Source organism: Saccharothrix sp. CB00851, assembly GCF_001905065.1.
Lineage (GTDB): Bacteria > Actinomycetota > Actinomycetes > Mycobacteriales > Pseudonocardiaceae > Actinosynnema.
Map to the genome: position 1 here is coordinate 205,604 of NZ_LWLC01000045.1, position 23,148 is coordinate 228,751.

General features: G+C 70.5%; 26 protein-coding genes. 14 read left to right on the plus strand and 12 right to left on the minus strand.

The genetic code is table 11. The features are described 5' to 3' along the window. The first annotated feature begins 2 nt into the window (after positions 1-2). Positions 3-1,730 carry a methyltransferase domain-containing protein gene (locus A6A25_RS35225; RefSeq protein WP_073897673.1) on the plus strand — a complete coding sequence of 576 codons (1,728 nt, stop codon included), beginning with the start codon at positions 3-5 and terminating at the stop codon, positions 1,728-1,730. On the opposite strand, the gene A6A25_RS35230 is transcribed toward A6A25_RS35225, so the two are convergent. Then, positions 1,727-3,031, minus strand: a complete 1,305-nt coding sequence (locus A6A25_RS35230) for an alginate O-acetyltransferase AlgX-related protein (RefSeq protein WP_158073874.1) — start codon at positions 3,029-3,031, stop codon at positions 1,727-1,729. The genes A6A25_RS35225 and A6A25_RS35230 overlap by 4 nt on opposite strands. A gap of 364 nt (positions 3,032-3,395) precedes the next feature. Between A6A25_RS35230 and A6A25_RS35235 the strand changes: the two genes are divergently transcribed. Then, the gene (locus tag A6A25_RS35235; protein WP_073897674.1) at positions 3,396-3,770 is read left to right on the plus strand and encodes a hypothetical protein; all 375 of its coding nucleotides are present in this window, start codon (positions 3,396-3,398) and stop codon (positions 3,768-3,770) included. A gap of 142 nt (positions 3,771-3,912) precedes the next feature. Here A6A25_RS35235 and A6A25_RS35240 read toward each other — a convergent pair whose 3' ends face one another. The 6 genes from A6A25_RS35240 to A6A25_RS35265 form a co-directional block, all read right to left on the minus strand. Then, entirely contained in the window at positions 3,913-4,572 is a 660-nt protein-coding gene (locus tag A6A25_RS35240; protein ID WP_073897675.1) for a response regulator transcription factor, read from the minus strand. Further along, the gene (locus A6A25_RS35245) at positions 4,469-5,371 is read right to left on the minus strand and encodes a sensor histidine kinase (RefSeq protein WP_073897676.1); all 903 of its coding nucleotides are present in this window, start codon (positions 5,369-5,371) and stop codon (positions 4,469-4,471) included. Before A6A25_RS35245 ends, A6A25_RS35240 begins: the two co-directional genes overlap by 104 nt. 79 nt (positions 5,372-5,450) lie before the next feature. After that, positions 5,451-5,861: a type II toxin-antitoxin system VapC family toxin gene (locus tag A6A25_RS35250; RefSeq protein WP_073897677.1), complete on the minus strand. Its 411-nt coding sequence runs from the start codon at positions 5,859-5,861 to the stop codon at positions 5,451-5,453. Next, positions 5,858-6,145 (minus strand): type II toxin-antitoxin system Phd/YefM family antitoxin, encoded by a 288-nt coding sequence (locus A6A25_RS35255; RefSeq protein ID WP_073897678.1) that lies wholly within the window; start codon positions 6,143-6,145, stop codon positions 5,858-5,860. The genes A6A25_RS35250 and A6A25_RS35255 overlap by 4 nt, the downstream gene beginning before the upstream one ends. Before the next feature lie 45 nt (positions 6,146-6,190). Next, positions 6,191-6,367 (minus strand): DUF397 domain-containing protein, encoded by a 177-nt coding sequence (locus A6A25_RS35260; protein WP_380733288.1) that lies wholly within the window; start codon positions 6,365-6,367, stop codon positions 6,191-6,193. Positions 6,368-6,383: 16 nt separating this feature from the next. Beyond that, entirely contained in the window at positions 6,384-7,202 is an 819-nt protein-coding gene (locus tag A6A25_RS35265; RefSeq protein ID WP_158073875.1) for a helix-turn-helix domain-containing protein, read from the minus strand. A 109-nt stretch (positions 7,203-7,311) separates the two neighbouring features. On the opposite strand from A6A25_RS35265, the gene A6A25_RS35270 reads away from it, so the two are divergent. Together A6A25_RS35270 and A6A25_RS35275 are read left to right on the plus strand one after the other, a co-directional pair. Beyond that, positions 7,312-7,602 carry a hypothetical protein gene (locus A6A25_RS35270; protein ID WP_073897679.1) on the plus strand — a complete coding sequence of 97 codons (291 nt, stop codon included), beginning with the start codon at positions 7,312-7,314 and terminating at the stop codon, positions 7,600-7,602. Between the two features lie 60 nt (positions 7,603-7,662). Continuing rightward, positions 7,663-7,932: a hypothetical protein gene (locus A6A25_RS35275; RefSeq protein ID WP_073897680.1), complete on the plus strand. Its 270-nt coding sequence runs from the start codon at positions 7,663-7,665 to the stop codon at positions 7,930-7,932. Positions 7,933-8,195: 263 nt separating this feature from the next. On the opposite strand, the gene A6A25_RS35280 is transcribed toward A6A25_RS35275, so the two are convergent. Further along, positions 8,196-9,992: a gamma-glutamyltransferase family protein gene (locus tag A6A25_RS35280; protein WP_073897681.1), complete on the minus strand. Its 1,797-nt coding sequence runs from the start codon at positions 9,990-9,992 to the stop codon at positions 8,196-8,198. 85 nt (positions 9,993-10,077) lie between these two features. Further along, entirely contained in the window at positions 10,078-11,376 is a 1,299-nt protein-coding gene (locus A6A25_RS35285) for a UDP-glucose dehydrogenase family protein (protein ID WP_073897682.1), read from the minus strand. A 283-nt stretch (positions 11,377-11,659) separates the two neighbouring features. On the opposite strand from A6A25_RS35285, the gene A6A25_RS35290 reads away from it, so the two are divergent. Further along, a complete protein-coding gene (locus A6A25_RS35290) occupies positions 11,660-12,412 on the plus strand; it encodes an SDR family NAD(P)-dependent oxidoreductase (RefSeq protein ID WP_073897683.1) in 753 nt (250 codons plus the stop codon). 148 nt (positions 12,413-12,560) lie between these two features. Here A6A25_RS35290 and A6A25_RS35295 read toward each other — a convergent pair whose 3' ends face one another. Beyond that, positions 12,561-14,195, minus strand: coding sequence for a TM0106 family RecB-like putative nuclease (locus A6A25_RS35295; protein WP_073897685.1), 1,635 nt, complete (start codon positions 14,193-14,195; stop codon positions 12,561-12,563). Between the two features lie 107 nt (positions 14,196-14,302). On the opposite strand from A6A25_RS35295, the gene A6A25_RS35300 reads away from it, so the two are divergent. Continuing rightward, positions 14,303-14,734 (plus strand): DUF6474 family protein, encoded by a 432-nt coding sequence (locus A6A25_RS35300; protein WP_073897688.1) that lies wholly within the window; start codon positions 14,303-14,305, stop codon positions 14,732-14,734. Here A6A25_RS35300 and A6A25_RS35305 read toward each other — a convergent pair. Continuing rightward, positions 14,715-16,364, minus strand: coding sequence for a BCCT family transporter (locus tag A6A25_RS35305; protein ID WP_241829080.1), 1,650 nt, complete (start codon positions 16,362-16,364; stop codon positions 14,715-14,717). The two genes, A6A25_RS35300 and A6A25_RS35305, sit on opposite strands and share 20 nt — an antisense overlap. A 125-nt stretch (positions 16,365-16,489) precedes the next feature. On the opposite strand from A6A25_RS35305, the gene A6A25_RS35310 reads away from it, so the two are divergent. The 8 genes from A6A25_RS35310 (at position 16,490) to A6A25_RS35345 (ending at position 22,859) form a co-directional block, all read left to right on the plus strand. After that, positions 16,490-17,014: a hypothetical protein gene (locus A6A25_RS35310; protein WP_083668921.1), complete on the plus strand. Its 525-nt coding sequence runs from the start codon at positions 16,490-16,492 to the stop codon at positions 17,012-17,014. A 49-nt stretch (positions 17,015-17,063) separates the two neighbouring features. After that, positions 17,064-17,822 carry a YcnI family copper-binding membrane protein gene (locus tag A6A25_RS35315; RefSeq protein WP_073897692.1) on the plus strand — a complete coding sequence of 253 codons (759 nt, stop codon included), beginning with the start codon at positions 17,064-17,066 and terminating at the stop codon, positions 17,820-17,822. Continuing rightward, on the plus strand, positions 17,819-18,379 hold the full coding sequence (locus A6A25_RS35320; RefSeq protein ID WP_073897694.1) for a copper resistance CopC family protein: 561 nt from the start codon (positions 17,819-17,821) through the stop codon (positions 18,377-18,379). Before A6A25_RS35315 ends, A6A25_RS35320 begins: the two co-directional genes overlap by 4 nt. Continuing rightward, positions 18,376-19,398 (plus strand): copper resistance D family protein, encoded by a 1,023-nt coding sequence (locus A6A25_RS35325; protein ID WP_073897696.1) that lies wholly within the window; start codon positions 18,376-18,378, stop codon positions 19,396-19,398. The genes A6A25_RS35320 and A6A25_RS35325 overlap by 4 nt, the downstream gene beginning before the upstream one ends. Before the next feature lie 120 nt (positions 19,399-19,518). Then, the gene (locus A6A25_RS35330; RefSeq protein ID WP_073897698.1) at positions 19,519-20,277 is read left to right on the plus strand and encodes a hypothetical protein; all 759 of its coding nucleotides are present in this window, start codon (positions 19,519-19,521) and stop codon (positions 20,275-20,277) included. 28 nt (positions 20,278-20,305) lie between these two features. After that, positions 20,306-21,109, plus strand: coding sequence for a CHAP domain-containing protein (locus A6A25_RS35335; protein WP_073897700.1), 804 nt, complete (start codon positions 20,306-20,308; stop codon positions 21,107-21,109). A gap of 32 nt (positions 21,110-21,141) precedes the next feature. Further along, positions 21,142-21,918 (plus strand): hypothetical protein, encoded by a 777-nt coding sequence (locus A6A25_RS35340; protein ID WP_073897702.1) that lies wholly within the window; start codon positions 21,142-21,144, stop codon positions 21,916-21,918. A gap of 89 nt (positions 21,919-22,007) precedes the next feature. After that, the gene (locus A6A25_RS35345) at positions 22,008-22,859 is read left to right on the plus strand and encodes an NAD(P)H-binding protein (RefSeq protein ID WP_083668922.1); all 852 of its coding nucleotides are present in this window, start codon (positions 22,008-22,010) and stop codon (positions 22,857-22,859) included. On the opposite strand, the gene A6A25_RS35350 is transcribed toward A6A25_RS35345, so the two are convergent. Continuing rightward, positions 22,849-23,136, minus strand: coding sequence for a hypothetical protein (locus tag A6A25_RS35350; RefSeq protein ID WP_241829081.1), 288 nt, complete (start codon positions 23,134-23,136; stop codon positions 22,849-22,851). The two genes, A6A25_RS35345 and A6A25_RS35350, sit on opposite strands and share 11 nt — an antisense overlap. Positions 23,137-23,148 lie beyond the last annotated feature (12 nt).

A 23,148-nucleotide genomic window follows, 5' to 3' on the forward strand; every position in this document is an offset into this window, starting at 1 on the left:
CAGTGAGCAGCTACGAGTTCCACTTCAACGAGACCGGCCCCTACGGCGCCGCCGTCCGCCTGCTCGCCGACGCCGAACCCGACGGTCGAGTGGTGCTCGACCTCGGCTGCGGCGCCGCGTCGGTGGCCGAGCCGCTGCGCTCGCGCGGCGCCACGTACGTCGGCGTCGACCTCGACGAGGAGTCGGTGCGCAAACTCGCCGGCCGCGGTTTCGAGAGCCACCGCGTCGACTTGGCGCAACCGGGCCTGGACGAGGTGCTCGCCAAGATCCTCGACGGCCGCGAGCTGGCCGCGATCCTGTGCCTCGACGTGCTGGAGCACGTGCCGGAACCGCAGGACGTGCTGGTGCAGCTCGCCACGCTGACCAGCGCGCACCCCGCCGCCGAGCTGGTGGTGAGCATCCCCAACGTCGCCCACGTCGACCTGGCCGCGCAGCTGCTGTCCGGCCACTGGGACACCACCGACTCCGGCCTGCTCGACCGCACGCACCTGCGGTTCTTCACCGAGCGGACCTTGACCGAGCTGATGACCTCGACCGGTTGGTACGAGGCCGCGCGCGAGGACTTCGCGATGGAGCGGTCGGACCAGAACCGGCCGGGGCACCCGCTGTTCGAGCCGAGGACGACGCTCGGCATGCTCGTGCGGCAGCTGCGGAACTCGGCGGACGAGCACGGCGAGGTCAACCAGTTCGTGCGCCGCTACCACCGCGGCGCGGCCCGCCGCCCGGTCGACGCGGAGACGGACGCGCCGTTCCTGAGCGTGGTGCTGCGCACCCAGGGCAAGCGGCCGGACTCGCTGCTGGACGTCCTGTGCTGCCTGGGCGCCCAGACCGACCTCGACTTCGAGATCCTCCTGGTGGTGCACGACTCGACCAAGGCGCGGGAGGTGCGCGAGCTGGTCGACCTGTTCGAGGGCAACCTGGCGCACCGGGTGCGCGTGCTGCCGTGCGACGGCGGTACGCGCAGTCGCCCGGCGAACGTCGGCCTGCGCGCCGCCCGGGGCGAGTACGTCGTCTACCTGGACGACGACGATTTCGTCACGGCGAACTGGGTCGAGAACATCAAGGAAGGCGCCCGGACCGCGCCCGGCAAGGTGATCCGGTGGTGGGCCGCCGAGCAGCACCGCACCTGGCACGACGAGGGCTCACTGGCCGCGCACAGCGCGACCGGGCCGTTCACCGCGCAGTACGCGACGAAGTTCGACCTGCCGCGGCACCTGCGGCAGAACGAGACGCCGTTCCACTGCTTCTCGTTCCCGCGGGTGGTGGTAGAGCTGGGCTTCGAGTTCGACGAAGCGCTGACGGTGTGCGAGGACTGGGAGTTCCTGGTGCGCGCGGCGTCGTTCTGCGGCGTGCACGACACCGAGCAGATGACCAGCATCTACAACAAGTGGTCCAAGCAGACGTCGTCGCACGCGGTCGCGTCCGACGAGTGGTCGGTGATGCGGTCGATGGTGCACGTGGCGCTGGACGAGCTCCCGCTGGTGCTGCCCCCGGGCAGCGTCCGCGACCTGGACCGCAGGCTGGAGCAGTCGGAGCTGGCGGAGCACCGCATCCGGGCGCTGGAGGCCGAGGTCGCCGAGGTGCGGCACGTGCTCGCGCAGACGCAACAGGTGTCGGCCAACGCGCACCACGCGCTGGCCGAGCTGCGCGGCTCCACGTCGTGGAAGGTCAGCGCGCCGGTCCGGGTGGCGGGTGCGGTGGTGCGACGGCTGCTGGGCAGGCGCGCCTAGCGACGCGGGTGCTTGGCCAGCTCGGACTTGATCCGGTCGAGCGTCGCGCGGGACAGCATCGGGTTGATGCCGGACACGAGGCTGCGCTCGGCGGCCTCGAACACCACCACGTCGCTGTCGACCAGCACGCGCGCCACGTCACCCGGTTTGGTGGCCGAGGTGTCGCTGTGCACCACGGTCACGTCGGCGAACCCGCCGCTGAGGTACTGGGTGGCGAACAGCGTGTGCGAGTCGGCGACCATGCCGACCTTGGTCCGCACCACGCCCTTGCCCGTGGCGCCGGTGAGCCGCAGCGGTTCCCGGAACGCCTTGTCGATGGCCCGGCTCTGCACGGTCTTGCCGTCGGGCGCGAGGTCGTAGGTCTGCAACGGGTACTGGCCCGTCTTGCCCAGCAGCGGCGGCAGGTCGGCGTCGCGCTGCACGACCGTGGCCGGGGTCGCCTTCCAGGCCGCGGTGACGCCGGGCTCGATCTCCTCGGCGAGCGCCCGCGTCATCGCCAGGCCGCCCTCGTGCGTCCAGTGGGTGTCGACGCTGGAGTAGACCGGTGCGCCGCGGCGGTCCGCGGCCACCCGCAGCGCCGGCCGCAGGTCGACGATCTTCGCCTCGTCGACGGCCCGCCGCCAGAACGACTCGTGCGCGTCGCGCGAGCACTGCGCGCCGACGAACTCCGACGGCAGGTACGCGGGCACCATCGTCGTCTTGTCGGGCGCGACCACCACGACGAACTCGCGCCCGGACGACTCGACGGCCTCCCGCAGCTCCTTCATCGCGCCGATCACGTCGTCCATCGGGCGTTCGGGCAAGCACGCGCCGAGCACGTCGTAGCCCAGGTAGAGCCACCCGTTGGTGCCTTCGATGACCTTGGGGAAGCCCGCCGCGCGCAGCGCCTCGCGGTCCTCGTCGCTCGGGCTCGGCACGGGCACCTGCACGGGCTGGGTGTCGTGCCGCTGGCCGAGCGGCGGCGGTTCGCCGAACACGCCCCGGCTGATCCCGTCCGACGCGCGGACGGCGACGTCCCGCAGCGGGAGGTTGTCGTCGGCCCACTTGGACATCCCGGTGAAGAACCCCCAGCCGTCGGTGATCGACGGGAACTTGGCGGGTTCGCGGTTCTCCATCGCGGGCGGGCGGACGCCGAGGACGAACAGGAAGAGCGGCGTCATGAAGAAGACCAGCGCGGTCAGGCCCGCCGTCCGCTGCCGGCCGCTGTGCCTGGGCCGGTAGAGGGCGTGCTCCTTGGGGAGCATCGACTCCGGCACGGGCGGCAGGCCCACCCGGCGACCGGCTCTCGGCTCGATGCTCACGCCGAACAGCGTAGCCGGCGGGTGGATCACCTGTTCGTGGTTCACCTCAAGGAGGGGATTCACGAGCGTCTGCACGTGCAACCCACCGCCCATGGCGGACGTCTCTTCGAGTGACAGGACGGGCGATGCGGCGGAGGAACGGCAGGTGGCCCACTGTGATCCTGGTCACTTCGGGAGCGCCGGTGTTTTTAGTGCGAACCGTTCGCGTCCTGCGATCCGTATCGAAATCCGATGGTGGGCGATCCCGTATTGAGACCGCCCCACCGGTCTAGTCCCTATGGCGGCTTGTCCACTTGCCGTACGATCATTTCGGGTCGTACGACCTGTGCCTGCTAGGGGACCTCAGAACAGAGGTAGGTGCGTCATGGATCTCGCACTGAGTAAGGTCATCGAGCTGCGCGAAAGCGGCTTCCAGTTCCTCCACCTCCGGGACGAGGACGGACAGCTCGACCGCATCATGGCGTTCAAGCAGCGCAGAGGGTTCATCGACTCCATCCTGTTCTGGTCGGAGACCGAGGCCCGCGCCGGCAGGCTGCCCGCCGTGCGGGACAGCCAGCGCGCCGCCCAGGCCGTGTGGATTTACGAGGGACCGCTGGTCGAGGCCGTGGACCGGTTGCTGGACCTGCCGGAGCCCGGCGCGCGCAACGCGCCGACGCTGATGAAGAAGACGGCGTCGGACCTCGCGGTCGTGACCACGCTGCCGTTCAAGCTGAAGCTGCCGCCCGGCGCTATCGCCTAGACATGTTCCGTTAACGTCACCCGCCGCACACACAATGCGGCGGGTATCGGCGTTTCGGTTACTGTGTGTGATTTTTGGGTGATTTACGCAGAAGTTTCGCCGGCGGTCTATGTGCACCCCCGCCGTTCCCAACAATGAATATTCACCCTCGGCGCGGAGACACCAAACCCGATTCGTAGGCGAGCACGACGAGTTGCGCGCGGTCCCGCGCACCGAGTTTGGTCATCACCCGGCTCACGTGCGTGCGCGACGTGGCGGGGCTGATCACGAGGTGCTCGGCGATCTCCTCGTTGGACATGCCGGCGGCCACGAGCGCCAGGATCTCCCGCTCCCGCGCGGTCAGCTCGCGCAGCGCCTTCGGGTCGGGACGGCGGTGCTCCGGCCGGTTCGCGAACTCCTCGATCAACTTCCGGGTGACACTCGGTGCGAGGAGTGCCTCACCCTCCGCGACCACTTTGAGGGCGTGCAGCAGCTCGACCGGGTCGGTGTCCTTGAGCAGGAAGCCCGACGCGCCGCCGCGCAACGCCTCGAACACGTACTCGTCGACGTTGAACGTCGTCAGGACCAGCACCTTGACCTCCGGCAGCTCGGCGCAGATCTGCCGGGTCGCGGCCAGGCCGTCGGTGCCGGGCATCCGGATGTCCATCACCACGACGTCCGGCCGGTGCTCGTGCGCCTGCCGCACGGCCTCCGCGCCGTCACCGGCCTCGCCGACGACCTCGAATCCGTCCTCGGTGTCGAGCAGCAGGCGGAAACCCGCGCGCACCAACGCCTGGTCGTCGGCCAGCACCACCCTGATCACCACGAACCTCCCACGGTAGGACCGCTTTGACGGTGAAGCCCTTGGTCGACGGACCGGCGTCCAGCGTGCCACCGAGCGCTTCGACCCGTTCCCGCATGCCGCGGATGCCGGAGCCCGCGCCCTGCGGCACCTGGTCGCCCCGGGTCGTGCCGTCGTCGGTGACGGTCAGGACCAGCGCGTCCTCGGTGTGCTCGAACGAGATGACGATCTCGGACGCGTCCGGCGCGTACCGCATCGCGTTGGTCAGCGCTTCCTGCACCACCCGGTACGCGGCGGCGTCCACGGGGGCGGGCAGGGTGCCGGGCGTGCCGACGACCTTGGCGACGGGGACGGGTTTGACCAGCTCGTCCAGCCGGGCGAGGCTCGGCACCGGTGTCGTGCCCGCGCCGGTGCGCAGCACGCCGAGCGTCGCCCTCAGGTCGTCCAACGCGTGACCGCTGGCCTCTTTGATCGCCTTGAGCGCCTTCACCGCTTCGTCCGGCCGGCGATCGGCGACGTGCGCCGCGACCCCGGCCTGCACGTTGATCATGGCGAGGCTGTGCGCGACCACGTCGTGCACCTCCCGCGCGATCCGCAACCGTTCTTCTTCCACCTGGCGGCTCCGCTGTTCGAGGACACGGGTGCGGCGCAGGGAGAGCACGGCGATGGCGGGTGCGGCGATCAGCGGACCCCAGTGCCCGGTCACGTAGTACAGCCACGTGGACCCCCCGGTGACCGCGATGACGGCCACGGGGAAGCGCTTGCGCCAGATCAGCGGCACGAACGTCGCCGCGAACCAGACCCACGCCAACCACGCCATGCCGACGACGGTACGGGAGCCCGGCCCAGGTCAGCGTCCCCTCAGAAGCGGCTCATGCCCGTACGTCAGCGGGGGTACGTCAGCCGTCGTACAAACCCGGTGCCGCGACGGTCAACCCCACCCCGGACGCGGCCTCCAGCAGCCGCTTGTCGTAGGTGACGAACGCGTCGAGGCCACCGGTCAGAATTTGGGCGGTGGCAAGGTGGATAGCGTCCAGCGATCGCAGCAGCGGATCGTCGTACGAGGCGGCCGTCTGGCGAACCACGGCCGTGATCTCCACCAGGTACAGGTCGGACAGGACGAGGGGCACGTTCACCAGGGCTTTCGGAGAGGAGCGCCGCAAGGCCCGGGTCAATTCGACCTCGGCCAGCACGGAGGAGACGCGTCGGACACCGAGTCGGTGGTCCGCGTTGAGCCATTCGAACAGCTCTGTCGTACCTGGCTCCCTGCGCGTGAGCTTCACCAGGGCGGACGTGTCCAGGTAGATCACCAGCGCTCCTCGTCGCGCGCGGCGACGAGTTCAGCCGCCACGTCCACGTCCGCGTCTCCCCAGTCAGGCGGCATGACAAGCGCACCAGTCCGACTGGGCACAATCGCCTGCCCGGCCGCCACGAGCCGATCAAGCACATCGGCGTCCGACTGCACCGGAACGAGATATGCGACGGGCTCACCGTGCTCGGTGACCGTGATGCGCTCGCCACCACGCACTCGTTTGAGGACCGCGCTGGTGCGTTGGTTCAACTCACGAACCCCGATGGTTGACGGCTCACCCATGGACAGAAGAGTAGAACAAATTGTTCTACGACACCACAGGCCTGCTCAGGCCTCGAACCGCCCACGCTTGGCCGCAGCCAAGAACGCCTGCCAGTCGGGCAGCGCCACAGTCGGACCGGCGGGGTTCTTCGAGTCGCGGACCCGCGCCGAGCCACCCGCCAGCGCCACCTCAACGCAGTTGCCGTTCCCGCCGTTGTTGCTACGGCTGCTCTTGCGCCACACGGCGACACCTCGATCTCTAACGCTCAGCGGCGAGCCTCCCGATCCACTCGGCGGACTCATCAGGAGTCAACGCGAACTTCGAGAGGTGGGTGAAAGTCAGCCTAGCAACCTTGACCTTCGACGGATCCTCGATGTGCTGCGAGCCGGCGGCGTGCTCGACGTACAGCACCGACCGGTCGGCCTTCACCGGGAAGTCCAGCACGGTGAAGGCGCCGCGCTGGCCGTCGTTGAACCCGATCCGGTGGGGCAGCACCTGGACCGTCACGTTGGCCAGCCGCTGTCGCTCGTTCAAGTGCATCAGCTGCGCGGCGGACGCATACGCGAGAGCGCTCTCCATGATGATCGCGTGCAGCACCAGCGGCTCGTCCCCGACCAGCCGTTCCTGCCGGAGCAGGCGCACTTCGATCTGGTTCGCGATCCACTTCTTCGACCGCTGGACCCGTGCGGTGGCGAAGATGGACCGGATGTAGTCCGGGGTCTGGAGGAGGCCTGGCACGTAGGTGATCTGGAAGTCGGAGACCTTGGCGGCGTCGTGTTCGAGGCTGATGTAGCCCTGGTCGTCGAGGTCGTACTTGGTCCACCAGCCCTTCTCCAGGGCTCGTGCGTACATCTCCATGTACGGCTCCCACTGGGAGAACGGGACGCCGTAGGTGTCGAGCATGGCGCGCATGCCGTGGTAGTCGGGCTTCTGGCCCTTCTCGATCCGGCTGATCTTGCGGTGGTCGTAGTTGAGCCGGTCGGCGGCTTCCTGCTGCGAGAGCCCGGCCCGCAGGCGCAACTCCCGCAGGACCTCGCCGAGCCTGCGCATCCGGTGAGTCGGTTCGTTCCTGGTCAACCGCACCACCTCCCCTGTCAGCCTGTGATCATCCGACCGCGCAACGCTACGGCGGCGGAAACAGCGGGTGGGAATCCCACCGGGGGCTTCCGGCGGCGACCGTGACTCCATGACGGACAGGGCCTACCTGCACCGGATCGAGTACTTCCGGCGGCAGGACAACGGCTCGCTGGTGTGCGAGCACGTCGAAACCGTGGACGACCACGGGTGGTACATCGCGCGCGGGGTGGAGTGGCGGGACCGGTACACGCGGGGGTGTGCGGAGGACTTCCTCGGGCGGGTCGGGGCGCCGAGAGGTGTCTACTCGGTGACGGTGTGGCGGGGCGTGACGCGGGTCTGCACAGTCGGGCTCCGGTGGCCGGGAGCGGTGGCCGGGAGTGCACCGCACCGGGTGAAGTAATCCACTCCGCCGGGTTAGCGAGCTTGAACCGAACCCCGGAACTACGAAACTTTCCCGCCCATGAACCTCAGGAAGACCATCGCCGGGGCCGCGGTCACCATCGGCAGCACCGCCGCCATGCTCGGCCTGGGCGGCACCGCGCAGGCCGTCGACCTCGGCGCGCACACCCGGCCCGACGTCGATGCCGAGCTGGGCAAGGTCGCGAACATCGGCGACGTCATCCGCCTCGACACCGCGAACCCGAGCGGCCCGCTCACCGCCCGCCCCCTGCTCCCGGGCAACGGCACCACCGACGCCCCACTGCACCTGCAGCTCCACCTCGGCCGCTGACGCGCCCACCCTCCCAGGCGTGCGACCCGCCCCAAGCCGGAACGGTCCCGACCCCCTCCCCCTCGGGCCGGGGCCGTTCCAACCACGCACCGCCCTCGAATCGCGCCTCGCACCGCCGAATCAGGCAAATGGGATGAATCGCCAGCCTCTACCGGCGGTCCCACGGCCCTTCACCGGCCGCCCCGAGGACCAGAACCTCACCGCATCTCACCGACGGTCGCACCTCACCGCCGGTCGCACGGCTCCAGGCGAAGGCCCACACCTCAGCGGCCGACGGCGTACCCCTGGGCGCCGCGCGGGTTGGCAGCGCCACGCAGCAGGCCGTCGCGCGAATCCCGGGCCACGGCGGACATCCGGCCCAGCGTCCACGCGCCCGCGTCGACCACCGCGTGACCGCGTTCGCGCAGCTCCGCCAACGCGCCCTCGCCGACGCGCGACTCGATCACGAGCTCGCCGGGCGTCCACGACCGGGGGTAGAACGAGCTCGGGAACGCGTTGGTGTGCCACATCGGCGAGTCGATGGCCTCCTGGAGGTTCATCCCGCCGGCGGTGTGCGCGAGCCAGAACCCCAGCTGCCACTGGTCCTGCTGGTCGCCGCCGGGGGTGCCGAAGGCCAGGGCGGGCAGTCCTTCGCGCAGGGCCAGGGTCGGGGACAGGGTGATCCGGGGGCGCTTGCCGGGGGCCAGGGAGTTCGGCAGGTCTTCGTCCAGCCAGAACATCTGCGCGCGGCTGCCGAGGCAGAAGCCCAGCGACGGAATGGTCGGCGAGGACTGCAGCCAGCCGCCGGACGGGGTGGCCGACACGATGTTCCCCCAGCGGTCGACGACGTCCACGTGGACCGTGTCTCCCTTGACCGTGCCGGCGCGGGAGACGGTGGGTTCGCCGAGCGCGCCGCCGCTGTCTTTTTGGCTCGCAACGCTCGGGCCCCGCAAAACGTGCCCCGGAAGGCGTGCTTCGACCGGACCAGGTGAACCGGGTCGCAGATCGAGTGAAGCATGATCGGCGACGAGTTGCCGGCGCTGCCGCGCGTAGTCCCTCGAAAGAAGTAGGTCCAAGGGCACGTCGCCGTTGTCCCCGTACCAAGCCTCGCGGTCGGCGAACGCCAGCTTCGCGCACTCCACCGCCAAGTGCACGGTCTCCGCCGACGGCACTCCACCCGAGTAGGACAACCGGTCGGCGAAGCCCTCCAACAACAGCAACTGCTGCAACAGCACGGGCCCCTGCGTCCACGCCCCGGGCTTGACCACGCTCCACGGCCCGAAGTCCACCGACACCGCATCCTCGTACGACGCCTCCCACGACGCCATGTCCTCACCGGTCAACACACCGGCGTGGTCGACCCCGGAGTCGTCACGGTGCGCGATCCGGAAGAACTCGTCCACCTGCGCCGCCACGAACCCCTGCGACCACGCCCGCCGCGCCGCCTCGATCTGCGCCTCCCGGTCCGACCCGGCGGCCTCGCCGGCGGCCAGCAGCCACTCCCACGTGTCCGCCAGCTTGGGGTTGCGGAACCGCGCCCCGGCCTCGGGCGGCTTCCCGCCCGGCAGCCACAGCGCCGCCGACGACGTCCAGTGCTCGCGGAACAGCTCGGCCACCGTCGAGATGGTGAACGCCGCCCGTTCCAGCAGCGGGAACCCGTCGCGCGCGTACCCGATCGCGTATCCGAGCACCTCGCGCAGCGTCTTGGTGCCGTAGTCGCGCAGCAGCGTCAGCCAGCCGTCCCACGCACCCGGCACGGTGGCGGCCAGCAGCCCGCTGCCCGGCACGAGGTCCAGACCGAGGCCCCGGTAGTGCTCGATCGTCGCACCGGCGGGCGCCACGCCCTGGCCGGACAGCACCCGCGGTGACGTCTCGCCGGCGGCGGCGAACACCACGGGCACCTCGCCGCCGGGTCCGTTGAGGTGCGGTTCCACCACTTGCAGCACGAAGCCGACCGCGACCGCGGCGTCGAAGGCGTTGCCGCCGTCCTCCAGGACGGCCATGCCCGCGCTGGAGGCGAGCCAGTGCGTGGACGCGACCATTCCGTGCGTGCCGACGAGTTCAGGACGGGTGGTGAACATTTCAACAACCTACGTCGGCACCGGCGGTTTTGTTACCCCCGCTAACGAAACAGAGTCCTGAAGATCCGCTGAATGCGAATCCGGCTCACCTCGCCTGGTCGGGAACCCGCAGCTCACGCCCCAGCCCGTGCAGCACCAGCCCGGCCCGCGCCAACGCGTCCGCGTCGAGGTGGTTGCGGGTGTCCAGCACCGTCGAACCGGACATCACCGACGCCACCAGCGCCCAGTCCAGCGCGCGGAACTCCGGCCACTCGGTCAGCAGCACGACCGCGTCCGCGTCGCGCACCGCCGCGTACGGCGAGTCGACCACGGTCATCCCCACCAGCGGCCTGCTGATCTCCGGGTCGTACGCGACCAGCTCCGCGCCCTCGAACGCGAGCAGTTCCGCCACCGCCAGCGCGGGCGAGTCGCGCAGGTCGTTCGTGCCGGCTTTGAACGCGAGACCGAGCACGCCGATGCGGGCGCCCGCCAGCGGCCCGACGGCACGCCGCAGCTTCTCCACCACCCGCCGCTGCTGCCGCCCGTTCGTCTCGATGGTGGCCTTGACCAGCGAGAAGTCCACGCCGACGGCGTCGGCGATGCGCACCATGGCGTGCGTGTCCTTCGGCAGGCACGACCCGCCCCAGCCGGGTCCGGGCCGCAGGAACGACTGGCCGATGCGCTTGTCGTAGCCCATGCCCTCGGTGACGGAGGTGACGTCCGCGCCGACGAGTTCGCACAGCTCGGCGACCGCGTTGACGTAGGACAGCTTCATCGCCAGGAAGCAGTTGGCCGCGTACTTGACCATCTCGGCGCTGGCCGCGTCCATGAGCACGGTGGGTGCGCCGAGCTTGGTGAACAGGGCGCCGACGCGTTCGGCGGCCTGCGGCGAGTCGGAGCCGACCACGATCCGGTCGGGGTGCAGGAAGTCGCGCACGGCGCTGCCCTCGCGCAGGAACTCGGGGTTGGAGACGACGGCGACGTCCTCCCGGCCGAGCAGGGCCGCGACCCTGGTCGACGTGCCGACCGGGACGGTCGACTTGCACACCACGACGGCGCCGTAGGGCAGGACGTCGCGGATCTCCCGGGCCACCGCCTCGACCGCGCTGAGGTCCGCCGCGCCGCCCGCGCCCATGGGCGTGGGCAGGCACAGGAACACCACTTCGGCTTCGGCGACGGCGTGCCGGGCGCCTTCCACGAACGCCAGCCGTCCGGCGGACTGGCCCTCCACGACCAGGTCGGCGAGGCCGGGTTCGAGGATGTCGACCTGTCCGGCACGCAGCCGCGCGACCTTCAGCGCGTCGACGTCGGCGCACACGACCCGATGGCCGAGGGAGGCCAGGCACGCCCCCGTCGTCAGGCCCACGTAACCCGTTCCCACGACCGCGATCCGTCGGACGAACATGGACCTGACGGTGACACCCGAAGTTGGCCACGGGTCAAACACCAGGCGTATGCGGAGAGTGAGGTGGGTAGTCCTCCGGGTGTACGGGGAAACACCCCTCGCGGCGGACGCGGTTTCGCCTCTGCGCAAGGCAAGGTCGTGGGTATGGAACTCGTCCTGTTCTCCCTGCTCTTCGTGGGGCTGGCGCTGTTGGCGGCCGTGCCGTTGGTCGCATTGCTCCACTTCTCCGAGCGCCGGGGGCTGAACGACCGTTAACCTCCTGGTCCCACGGACAGGAGGATGTATGGAGATCTCGGGTACCGCGGCGATCGTCACCGGCGGCGCGTCCGGGCTTGGCCTCGCGACCGCGCGGGCGCTGGCGGCGCGTGGTGCGGCGGTGTTCGCGCTGGACCTCTCTACCGACAACGCGCCCGACGTCGAGGGCGTCACCTACTTGGCGGCGGACGTCACCTCCGAGGAGGACGTCCAGGCCGCCGTCGACACGGCCGCCGGTTCGGGTTCGCCGTTGCGGGTCGTGGTGAACTGCGCGGGCATCGGCCCGTCGACGCGGACGGTGGGCAAGTCCGGCCCGCACCCGCTGGACCTGTACCGGAAGGTCATCGACGTCAACCTGGTGGGCACGTTCAACGTGCTGCGGTTGGCGGCGGCGGCGATGGGCAAGACCGAGCCGCTGGAGCACGGGCAGCGGGGCGTGGTGATCAACACGGCGTCGATCGCGGCGTTCGACGGGCAGATCGGGCAGGTGGCGTACGCGGCGTCGAAGGCCGCGGTGGTGGGGATGACGCTGCCCGCGGCGCGTGACCTGTCGTCGGTGGGCGTGCGGGTGATGACGATCGCGCCGGGCATCGTGGACACGCCGATGCTCGCGACCGTGTCGGACGAGTTCCGGGCGGGCCTGGCGGCGGGCGTGCCGTTCCCGAAGCGGCTGGCGCAGCCTGAGGAGTACGCGCGGCTCGCCGTCTCGATCGTGGAGCACGACTACCTGAACGGCGAGGTCATCCGCATGGACGGCGCCCTCCGCATGGCGCCGCGGTGACATGGCCGCTGCTCCGCAGACGGCGGCTCGGTCGCCCGGAAGTCGACCGCTCGCGCCTGATTTTCCGACGATCGAAAGCGTGATCGCCGGAAAATGAGTCACGAACGATCGACGCGACCTCGCGGGGCGGTCCGGTAGGGCGGCCGTCTCACAAATCTCCCGCGAAGGGGAGGTCGTCCATGGCGTCCGACGTCATCCACAGCCGCAGGGTGTGGGTGGCGCGGACGTCGTCCTCGTTGTACTCCAGCAGCCGGCGGCGCTGGGCGAGGTCCGGCGGCCTGCCGTCCATGCCCACCGCGTCGCGGTACCAGCGCATCGAGTTCTCGCCGCCCGCCTCGGGGTCGCGCCAGCGGAAGCCGGCGACCGGGGCGATGGTCTTCAGGCCCTTGCCGTGGGCGCACAGGAACTGGTCCTGCACGATGCCGAACAGGTCGACCCACGAGTCGGACGTGATGAACTCGCGCACCTGCGCCACCGTGGGGATGCCGGGCCTGCCCTTGAACCGCTCGGCCGACCCGAGCAGCCAGCGGTTCTCGGCGAGCTCGTTGTAGCAGTACGCCTTGAACGACAGCCCGCGCGCACGGGCGCGCAGCCGCACGCCCGTCAGCCAGCCCCAGAACTCGGCGAACGACCGGGCCTCGTCGTCGCACGGCAGCGGGTCCCAGGTGGCGAACGCGCGGTAGCCGTGCTCCTCGCCGACGTCCTGCCCGGACAGCCAGCAGCCCCACATGTAGGCGCCCAGGTCGCCGAAGCTCTCCATGTCCACGTCGACCTCGACGTCGGCGCGCGGCACGTCCATGCGGGAGACCCGGCGCACCACGGTGAGGTCGCGCAGCCAGGCGCGGGCCAGGATGACGGCGTCCGAGTGCAGCATCCCGACCAGCGGGATGACCTGCTCGTCCGGGTCGAGCGCGGCCAGCTCGTCGACGGTGTGGACGCCGACCTTGCGCAGCGCCACGGCGTCCTCGCCGCGCACGACGAGGCTGACGTCCCGGGTGGCTTTCAGGTCGGTCTCGCACACCGGCCACCACGGGCAGCTGCGGCACTCCACGATCCGGGACGGGCGGGCCAGCGGGTCGGCGCCGGTGGCGGCGGCGGAGGCCACGGCCAGCCGGTCGGCGAACCGGGTGTCGTACTCGGCGAGCGCGTTCTTGCCGCCCGGCCACGTCGGTGCTTCCAGGTCGTGCCACACGACGACGTCGGCGTCCATGCCGATCACGCCACCGGTCGCCCGGCCGCTCGCGGCGAACCCGGACGCCTGGAGCTGGCGTTGCGCGTGCGCGAGCCGGAGCTGGTCGCGCGGCTGCGGCCGGACCTTGCGCAGCGGGTCGACCCGGGCGCCGCCGGGCAGCGGGTGCGACAGGGGTGACGTGCGGGCGCCCTGGCCGGGGTCGCTGACCTTGTGCCGGACCACGAGCACGGGCACGTACCCGGTGGTCTCCTTCACCAGCAGGTCGATGCCGCCGCGCCGGCCGCCCAGCGGGTCGCGGGGCAGCGTCGCGCCCCAGATGAAGGGCACGCCGGCTTCCATCGCGGCGGTGGTGACGCGCTCGCGGTCGGCCGACGGCACGTCCGGGGGTATCTCCATCAGGTCGGATCCGACGACCCGGCCCAGGGCGGTGGCGACCGCGCGCCGGTGTTCGTTCGCGTCGGCCCGGCGCTGCTGGCCGGTGGGGTCGGGCGGCAGCGTGGGCACGTCGCGCATGGTCGGATCGTGTTCGAGGTGCACCCGCCGCCGGCAACGAGTGACCACACCGGCGTCGAGCTGCACCTGGGAAGTCACCGGTGCAGCGTATGACGCCGGGTGAGCCGTTGTACCGGCAACCTCGCCGAGTCGAGTCGATCTTTTACCGGAACGGCTCTAGGGTTTGCGGTTGAGGAGGTGCGGCCATGGCGCGTGAGAAGGGCAAGGGGTTCACCCCGGGCAGGGCGAAGAACCTCGTGGGCTTGGCCAAGGTGCTGGCGCCGGCGTTGATCCCGGTGGTGGCGCCGGTCGCGGCCCGTGCCGCCGCACTCGTGAGCGACCGCTACGACCACTACCGGGCGTCCCGGCTCGGGGTGCCGGTCGACCAGCTGACCAGGTATTCGGGCCGGGGTGCGCGCCTGCACGCCCGGATCGCGGGGTTCAGCGAGGCGCTGGGCCAGCTCCGCGACACCGAGCCGACCTACGTCCAGGACACCGAGAAGCGCCTGGCGCAGCTGCTGGCCGCGGTGCGGGCGTCGGAACGGATGCCCGCACCGCGGCGCAAGGCGGCGCACCGCGCGGTCTCGGTCGACCTGGACGCGATGGAGGCCGACCTGCTCAAACGCCTCGGCGTGTGAGTTCCTGCACGGTCTTGTAGGCGGTCTCCTCGGGGTTGGGTTCGGCCGGGTCCAACTGCGCGGTGACCTCCTCCATCACCTCGGCGACCCGTTCCTCCCGCCGGATCAGCGGGTCGCTGCGCAGGTCACGGGCCAGCGACACGCACAGCCCGACCATGACGAGCATGAACGGCAGCGCGGCGATGATCGTCAGGTTTTGCAGGCCGGTCAGCGCGCTCGACCCGCCGACCAGCAGCATCACCGCCGCGACGAGGCCGGTGAGCACGCCCCAGAACACGACCACGCCCTTCGACGGCCGGATCGAGCCGCGCTGCGACAGCGTGCCCATCACCACGGACGCGGCGTCCGCGCCGGACACGAAGAAGATCGCCACCAGCACCATCACCACCACGCCGGCGACGGCGGCCAGCGGGAACTGGTCGAGCAGCCCGAACAGCTGCCCCTCCGGTGACGCGGTGCCCGCGAGGTCCGTGCCGGACCGCTGCACGAAGATCGCCGTGCCGCCGAACACGCAGAACCAGGCCAGGCTGACCAGGCTGGGCACGAGGATCACGCCCGCGACGAACTGGCGGACGGTGCGGCCGCGGCTGATGCGGGCGATGAACATGCCGACGAACGGCGTCCACGAGATCCACCACGCCCAGTAGAAGATCGTCCAGCCGGACAGCCACGTCTCGGTCGCGTCACCGCCGGACGCGGCGGTGCGGCCCGCCATGTCGGCCAGCTCGCGGAAGTAGTCGCCGATGGCGGTGGGCACCAGGTTGAGCACGAACACCGTCGGCCCGACCACGAACACGAACGCGGCCAGCACCACGGCCAGCACCATGTTGATGTTCGACAGCCACTGGATGCCCTTGGCCACGCCGGACACGGCCGACGCGACGAACGCCATGGTCAGGACGGCGATGACGCCGACCACGATGCCGTTGCCGACCTCGCCCAGCCAGCCCGCGACCTGCAGCCCGCTGCCGATCTGCAGCGCGCCGAGGCCGAGCGAGGTGGCCGACCCGAACAGGGTGGCGAAGATCGCCAGCACGTCGATCGCGCGACCGGCCGGGCCCTCCGTGCGGCGGCGCCCGAGCAGGGGCGCGAACGCCGCGCTGATCAGCTGGCTGCGACCGCGGCGGAAGCTGCCGTAGGCGATGGCCAGGCCGACGACGGCGTAGATCGCCCACGGGTGCAGCGTCCAGTGGAACAGGGTGGTGGCCATCGCGGTCTGCAGCGCCTCGTCCGAGCCGCCCTCGACGGTGCCGGGCGGCGGGGTCACGAAGTGCGACAGCGGCTCGTTGACGCCGTAGAACATCAGGCCGATGCCCATGCCCGCGCTGAACATCATCGCGACCCACGAGACCGTGCGGAACTCCGGAGGCTCGTCGTCGCGGCCGAGCGGGATGCGGCCGTAGCGGCTCACGGCGAGCCACAGCGCGAACAGCACGAACCCGGACGCGGTGAGCACGAACGCCCAGCCCAGGTTGGCGATGACCCAGGTCAGCGCCGCTTTCGACGCGGTGGCCAGGGACGCCGTGCCGAGGATGCCCCAGGCCACGAACGCGAGGGTGACGACGGCGGCGACACCGAAGACCACGCGGTCCGTGCGCCCTGGCCGATCCGCTTTCGGATCACCGGGCAAAGGCTCTTTGACAGGTTTACTCTCGGTCGTCACGGGTAACTCGTACCCCCGATCGGACTAGACCAAACCCGCCCTGCACGGTGGGGACTGCCGCGCGGGTCGGGCGACCTCCTACTCTCTGTGGTGTGACCAGCCGGCCCGCACCGTCCCGCCTCGCGCGGACCGCGCTGCTGGCCGTCACCTCGGCCGCGCTGAGCATCACCGCGCACGGTGCGGTAGGAGGCTCGGTCACCGAGTTCGCGCCCGCGCTGCCGTTGACGTTGCTCGTCGCGTTCGCGGGCACCGCCATGGCCGACCGCGGGCGCCGACCGTGGACGGTCCTGGCCACCCTGGGTGTCGCGCAGGTCGGGCAGCACGCGCTGCTCAACCTCGGCCACCACGCCGCCGACGGTCCCGGCCTCGGGTTCAGCCCGACCGCCATGACCGCCGCGCACGTGGTCGCCGCCCTGCTCACCGGCCTGCTGCTGGCCCGTGCGGACGCGGTGCTGCAGGCGCTGGCCGGTGCCGTCACCCGGCTGATGCCGCCACCGCTGGTGCCGGTCGTGCCGGCCGGGGCGCTGTGGTCGCCCACCCCGTCGGCGACGGCGAACGCGCTGGTCGACGTGCTGTTGCGGCGGGTGCACGGCCGCCGCGGTCCCCCTCGCTCCTGATCACCCGAGTCCCCGAACACACACTCTCAGGCTCAGGAGCCACAACTTCATGTCGACAAAGCGATTTGGCGTGCGCGCACTCGTCAAGGGCGGCGCCGTGCTCGGCACCGCCACGGTCCTCGCGCTGACCACCGCGGGCCTCGCGTCCGCGCACGTCACCGCGTCCACGCCGAAGGACGCCGTCCAGGGCGGGTACACCAAGGTCACGTTCCGCGTGCCGAACGAACGCCCCGACGCGGGCACGGTCAAGCTGGAGGTGACCCTGCCCGCCGAGTACCCGCTGGCGTCGGTCAGCACCAAGCCGACGCCGGGCTGGAAGGTCGAGGCGGTCAAGGAGAAGCTGGCCACGCCGGTCAAGAGCCACGGCCGCGAGGTCACCGAGGCCGTCCGCACGGTCGTCTGGACCGCGGACGCGGGCACCCGCATCGAGCCCGGCCAGTTCAACGAGTTCGACCTGTCCATCGGGCCGCTGCCGGACAACACCGACCAGCTGATCCTGCCCGCCAAGCAGACCTACGACAGCGGTGAGGTCGTGGACTGGAACGCGCCGCCGCCCGCCGAGGGCGCCGACGAGCCGGAACGCCCCGCGCCCGTGCTGAAGCTGGTCGCCAAGACCGCGGGCGACGCGCACGGCACGGCCACCGCGACGGCCGTCGCCGACGACGGCCACGACACGGCGGCGTCCGGTTCGACCGACGACACGGCCCGCTGGCTGGGCGGTGCCGGGCTGGTCGTCGGCGCGCTGGGCCTCGGGTTGGGTGCGGGAGCCGTGCTGCGGTCCCGTCGCGCGGGCAAGCCGACGGCATGAGGCGCGTCGTCTCGCTGCTGCTGACCGGCCTGGTCGCGGGCGCGGTCGTGCTCGGCACGGCCACACCGGCGTTCGCGCACAACGTGCTGGTCAGCAGTGACCCCAAGGACGGGGCGCAGCTGGAGTCCGGGCCGACGACGATCACGCTGACCTTCGACCAGCCCGTGCAGGCCGGGGAGAAGTTCAACACGATCACCGTCACCGGGCCGGAGGGCACGCGCTGGGAAGCGGACGGCGAGCCGACGGTCAAGAACAACAGCGTCGTCTTCCCGGTCCGCCCGCTCGGCCCGGCCGCCGAGTACGCGGTCGGCTACCGGATCCTGTCCGCCGACGGGCACCCGGTGACCGGTTCGCTCAAGTTCACCCTGACGAAGGCGGGCAACGGCACGCCCGCGCCCGCCTCCTCGTCGGCCGCCCAGGACGCGGCTTCGTCGTCCGGTGCGGGCGGCGTGCCCATCTGGGTGTGGATCGCGGGCGCGGCCGTGCTGCTCGCCGGTGGCGCGTTCCTCGCGCTGCGCGGCGGCGCGGACAGCACCCGGGAGAGCAGCAGGCGATGACCGTGAACCGGACCACCACCACCGCGAACAGGTACTGGGTCGTCGGTGGCCTGGTCGCCGGCGGTGCCGTCGGCGTCTTCCTGGGGCTCGGCCTGTCCACCACACCGGAAGCGGTGGGCGTGGCCGAGCCGGGAGTGGTGGTCCGGTTCGCGCACCCGTTGGTGCGCACGCTGCTGGACGTGGCCGCGACGCTCGTCGTCGGCCTCTCGCTGCTGCCGAAGCTGCTCGGGTTCAGCCGACCGGCCATCACCGAACCGGTGCTGCGCGTCGCCCGACCCGCTGCCGTGATCGCCGCGGCCGTGTGGGCGTTCACCGCGTTGTTGTCGATCGTGATCCGGGCCTACGAAACGCGCCCCGACGCGGAACTGACGATGCCGATGGTCGTCGATTACGTGCAACGCGTCGGCGCCGGGCAGGGATTGCTGTTCAGCGCGGTGTGCGCGCTGGTGTACCTGTGGATCGGCGTCATGGCCGTGCGCCGGGGCGAATCGGTGCCGGCGGAACTGCGCATCCTGATCTCCATGTTCGGCCTGCTGCCGCTGCCGGTGACCGGTCACGCGTCGAACTGGAAGTACCACGACTACTCGATGATCTCGATGGAACTGCACGTGCTCGGCGCCGCCGCGTGGACCGGCGGCCTGGCCGCATTGGTGGTCCTGGTCGCCCACCGCCGCGGGCTGTTGGCCGATGCGCTGCCGAAGTTCTCGAAACTGGCCACGATCGCGTTGATCCTGGTGTCGGTGACCGGGTTGTTCAACGGGTTGCTGGAACTCGCGCTGAACCCCGTCATCGGCCTGCCCGGTTCGTTGTTCACCACCTCCTACGGATTGGTGCTGATCGGGAAGATCGTGTGCGCCGCGGTGCTGGCGGTGCTCGGCGCGAACATCCGGTGGCGATTCCTGCCGCACATCGCCCAGCACAAGACGACGGCGATCGTCGGCTGGGCCGCGGTGGAACTGGCCATCATGGGCATCGCTTTCGGTTTGGCGGTCGTGCTTTCCCGCGCACCGGTCGCCTGACCTGGTCGATCGTCTTCGGTCGGGGTGTTCGGGACTGTCCCGGACACCCCGATTCCTTGTCAGCACCCTCTCGAACGGATTGCCTCGGTCACGACCGATCCCGACGAGAAGGGGCCTGGAATGCCACGCCGACAGATCACCGGCCGCACCGCGCCGGCGCACAAAGACCCGACGAGGGCGGTGCTCGTGTTCGCCGCGTTCGGGCTGGCCCTGGTGGCGGCGTTCCTGCTGGGCCACCAGCAGGGCGGTGAGTCGACCGTGGCCGAGCCGCCCGCGGCACACGCGCCCGCCGACCTGGTCGAGCAACCGGCCGAGGACCCGGCCGACGAACCGACCGAGGCACCCGTCGAACAACCAGCCGAGGAACCGGTCGAAGACGAACCGGTCGAGGAACCGGCGGAGGAGCCGGCTGCCGAGCCTGCCGAGGAACTACAGGTCACCGAGCCGCAGGACGTGGAACCGGCCACCGAACCCGAGCCCGCACCCGCGCACGAGCCGGAGCCGGCTCCCGCGCCGGAACCCGCACCCGCCGCCGTCGTCGTGATCGACTCCGAGCAGCCGGCAGAGGCACCGGTCGAGCTGTACGCGGCCCCGGAAACCACGCTGTACGAACTGCCGCACGAGACCCGGTACGACGCCCCGTACGAGATGCCGACCGCGACCCCGTACGAAACCCCGACCGAGCTCCCGTACGAACTGCCGACCGGACAACCGTACGAGCAGCCGTACGAACTGCCGACCGTGCTGCCGTACGAGTTCACCCACGAACAGCGGTACTCGTACGAGTACGAGCCGGTCGAACCGTCGGAGCGGTACACCTGGATCGGCCCGGAAACCGACGGCCCCTTCACCACCCTGCCCGCGTCCGCGAGCTTCTGAGAATTCCCACCACACAAGGAGATCCACCGTGCGATTCACCCTGCCCAAAAAAGCCGCCGCCCGCTTCGTCGTCATCGCCGCCGCGGTGATCGGCGTGGCCCTGCTCGGCATGTCGACCGAACGCGGATCCACCTCCGCCGACCCCGAACTCGTCGCCGCCAAGAAGAGCACCTCCCAGCAGGCCGACGACGCGACCCGCCGCGAGATCGTGGAAACCGCCGAGAAGGAGATGAACAGCAAGCGCAACCGGGAAACCGGCGAGAACTGCAACGCCTACAGCCCGAACGGCAAGTGCCAGGCGTGGTGCGCCGACTTCACCAAGTACGTCTGGAACAAGAGCGGCGTGAAGACCGACGGCGTCACCTCGGCGGCCAAGACCTTCAAGGACTACGGCCAGAAGAACAAGACGTGGAAGAGCGGCGCGGGCGTCAAGAACGTCAAGCCCGGCGACGCCGTCACCTACCGCCTCAACGACAAGAAATTCGACAACGACCACGTCGGCATCGTCACGAAGGTCGACAAGAAGACCGGCAAGATCACGGTGATCTCGGGCAACAGCGGCGACAAGATCCGCAAGGTCACGATCGACCCGAAGAAGGCACAGGTCACCGGTTACGCCTCGCCCGTCGAGAAGAAGAACGCGAAGCCGAAGAAGTCCGCCGGCCCGGACAAGAAGAAGGCCGACAAGAAGAAGAGCGAAGCCAAGAAGCCGCAGACGAAGAAGACCCAGCCGAAGAAGACCAAGAACACCGAGCCCGGCCAGGTCGAGCCGGAGGGCCCGCTGGTCCTCGACGGCAGTCGGGTGGCCACCACCCACGGCCTCATCGGCTAGCACACCCAACCACTCACACCAGGAGCCACGAGTTGATCAGCTTCAAGAGCACCGCCGTGCGCGCGACGTTGGCGCTGGCCGCCGTACTGGGGGTCGCCGCCGCCGGCGCGGTCACCGACGGCACGGAGATCGAGCCGGTCGCGGCCACCAAGTCGGCGCCGAAGATCGTCAAGTCGGAGATCTACTACGAGACCTACATCCCGCGCGGCGGCTCCGTCGCACCCCAGGGCTACATCGACACCCCGGACGTCGGCTGCCACAACTTCGGCAAGGACGGCAAGAAGAAGGCCGACTGGTGGAACGCGGTCGACAACCGCGTCGGCCCGGCGTTCAAGTCGGGGCAGTTCCGCACCCAGGTCGTGCTGTCGTTCGACTTCAAGAAGAAGAAGTGGGGCGAGCGGCACAAGATCAACCCCACGAAGCGGTATGCCAAGGTCGGCGGGAAGTTCGTCTACGAGGACTCGCGCACCGCGAACGACGACGGCATCCGGGTCGAGGGCGAGCCGAAGGTCAGCACGACCAAGGGCCGGATCACGGTGACCCACGCGGCGACCAACCCGTGGTGCACCGCGCTCGCGGCGATCGACTGGTCCATCGTGATGACGGTCCACCGGAACGGCCGGACCGAGGTCGTCGGCAGCCACGACAAGATGCCCAACCACGAGATGTGGCGCGAGGACACCTACTCGAACGGGAAGAAGACCCACAAGATGATCTTCTCCCACAAGTTGACCTCGCCGACCTGCCTGGTCGACTACGTGGGTGAGGCCGTCTGCAAGGGCCTGCACCGCTACAAGATCCCCGCATGACCGGACGGGGAGCCGACCCAGGCCCGTCGGCTCCCCTCCACCGGGTCGCTCCCGGCGGAATTGTCGGACCCCTGTGATTGGGTCGATCCATGGCTGATCCATCGATCCTGGTACTGGGTGCCACCGGCTCGACGGGCAGGCGGGTCGCCGCACGGCTCTCCGGAGCGGGCCACGCCGCGCGCCGCGCGTCACGCCGGGGCGAGGTGAGGTTCGACTGGTCCGACCGCGACACGTGGGCGGGCGCGCTGGCAGGCGTCGAGCGGGTGTACCTGATGGCACCGCACGAGCTGCCGGTCGAACCGGAGTTCGTGCACGAGGCCGTGGCGTCCGGTGTGCGGCGGTTCGTGCTGCTGTCCACGAGAGGTGTGGCGGAGATGCGGGACGAACGACTGCTCGCCGCCGAACGGCTGGTGCGCACCTCCGGCGTCGACTGGACCGTGCTGCGGCCGGACTGGTTCGACCAGAACTTCGACGAGGGGTTCTTCCGGCCCTCGGTGCTCGCCGGCGAGCTGGTGCTGCCCCTCGGCGAGAAGACGCAGGCGTTCGTGGACGCGGACGACATCGCGGCGGTGGCCGTCGCGGCGCTGACCGAGGACGGGCACGAGGGCGAGGTCTACGAGATCACCGGGCCCGAGGCGCTGTCGTTCCCGCAGGCGCTCGCCGTGCTCACCCAGGTCACCGGCCGGCCGATCGGGTTCCGCGGCACGCCGGACGACTACCGGGCCGTCATGCCCGCCGACCTCGCCGAGGAGCAGATCCGGGCGTGGGACGCGCTGGGTGACGGCGAACCGACCGACACCGTCGCCGAGGTCACCGGACGTGAGCCCAAGAGCTTCCACGACTACGCGGTGCAAGCGTGGGAGGCGGGAGCCTGGCGCGACCAGGCGTCGGTGAGTGGTCCATTCGGTGCGACGAGCTGCGCCGAACGCCCTAGTCGGTGATCAGTCGGGCGGAAGGGTCCTCCGCGCGGAGCCGGTTCAGCGCCGCCATCGCGTCCTGGCCACGCCGTTCGAGCTCCTTGGCGTCGATCCAGCCGTTGGCGAAGTACCGGTAGTCGTGCGCGAGCTTCACCAGCTCCGCCAGGTAGTTCGCCGAACGGCGGCGGCGCTGCTCGTCGAACGACGCCAGGAACGGCAGCTGCGTGTCCACGACCTCGTCCAACATCCGGGCGGCACGCAGGGCCCGCCTGCGCCGCACCACCGGCAGATTCCCGACCACGCACACCTCGCC

Bases quoted from the DNA above. Each gene is read 5' to 3' on its own strand.
- A6A25_RS35235 (WP_073897674.1), top strand. From the start codon at position 3,396: ATGGATCTCGCACTGAGTAAGGTCATCGAGCTGCGCGAAAGCGGCTTC.
- A6A25_RS35245 (WP_073897676.1), bottom strand. From the start codon at position 5,371: ATGGCGTGGTTGGCGTGGGTCTGGTTCGCGGCGACGTTCGTGCCGCTG.
- A6A25_RS35255 (WP_073897678.1), bottom strand. From the start codon at position 6,145: ATGGGTGAGCCGTCAACCATCGGGGTTCGTGAGTTGAACCAACGCACC.
- A6A25_RS35270 (WP_073897679.1), top strand. From the start codon at position 7,312: ATGACGGACAGGGCCTACCTGCACCGGATCGAGTACTTCCGGCGGCAG.
- A6A25_RS35275 (WP_073897680.1), top strand. From the start codon at position 7,663: ATGAACCTCAGGAAGACCATCGCCGGGGCCGCGGTCACCATCGGCAGC.
- A6A25_RS35280 (WP_073897681.1), bottom strand. From the start codon at position 9,992: ATGTTCACCACCCGTCCTGAACTCGTCGGCACGCACGGAATGGTCGCG.
- A6A25_RS35285 (WP_073897682.1), bottom strand. From the start codon at position 11,376: ATGTTCGTCCGACGGATCGCGGTCGTGGGAACGGGTTACGTGGGCCTG.
- A6A25_RS35290 (WP_073897683.1), top strand. From the start codon at position 11,660: ATGGAGATCTCGGGTACCGCGGCGATCGTCACCGGCGGCGCGTCCGGG.
- A6A25_RS35300 (WP_073897688.1), top strand. From the start codon at position 14,303: ATGGCGCGTGAGAAGGGCAAGGGGTTCACCCCGGGCAGGGCGAAGAAC.
- A6A25_RS35315 (WP_073897692.1), top strand. From the start codon at position 17,064: ATGTCGACAAAGCGATTTGGCGTGCGCGCACTCGTCAAGGGCGGCGCC.
- A6A25_RS35320 (WP_073897694.1), top strand. From the start codon at position 17,819: ATGAGGCGCGTCGTCTCGCTGCTGCTGACCGGCCTGGTCGCGGGCGCG.
- A6A25_RS35325 (WP_073897696.1), top strand. From the start codon at position 18,376: ATGACCGTGAACCGGACCACCACCACCGCGAACAGGTACTGGGTCGTC.
- A6A25_RS35330 (WP_073897698.1), top strand. From the start codon at position 19,519: ATGCCACGCCGACAGATCACCGGCCGCACCGCGCCGGCGCACAAAGAC.
- A6A25_RS35345 (WP_083668922.1), top strand. From the start codon at position 22,008: ATGGCTGATCCATCGATCCTGGTACTGGGTGCCACCGGCTCGACGGGC.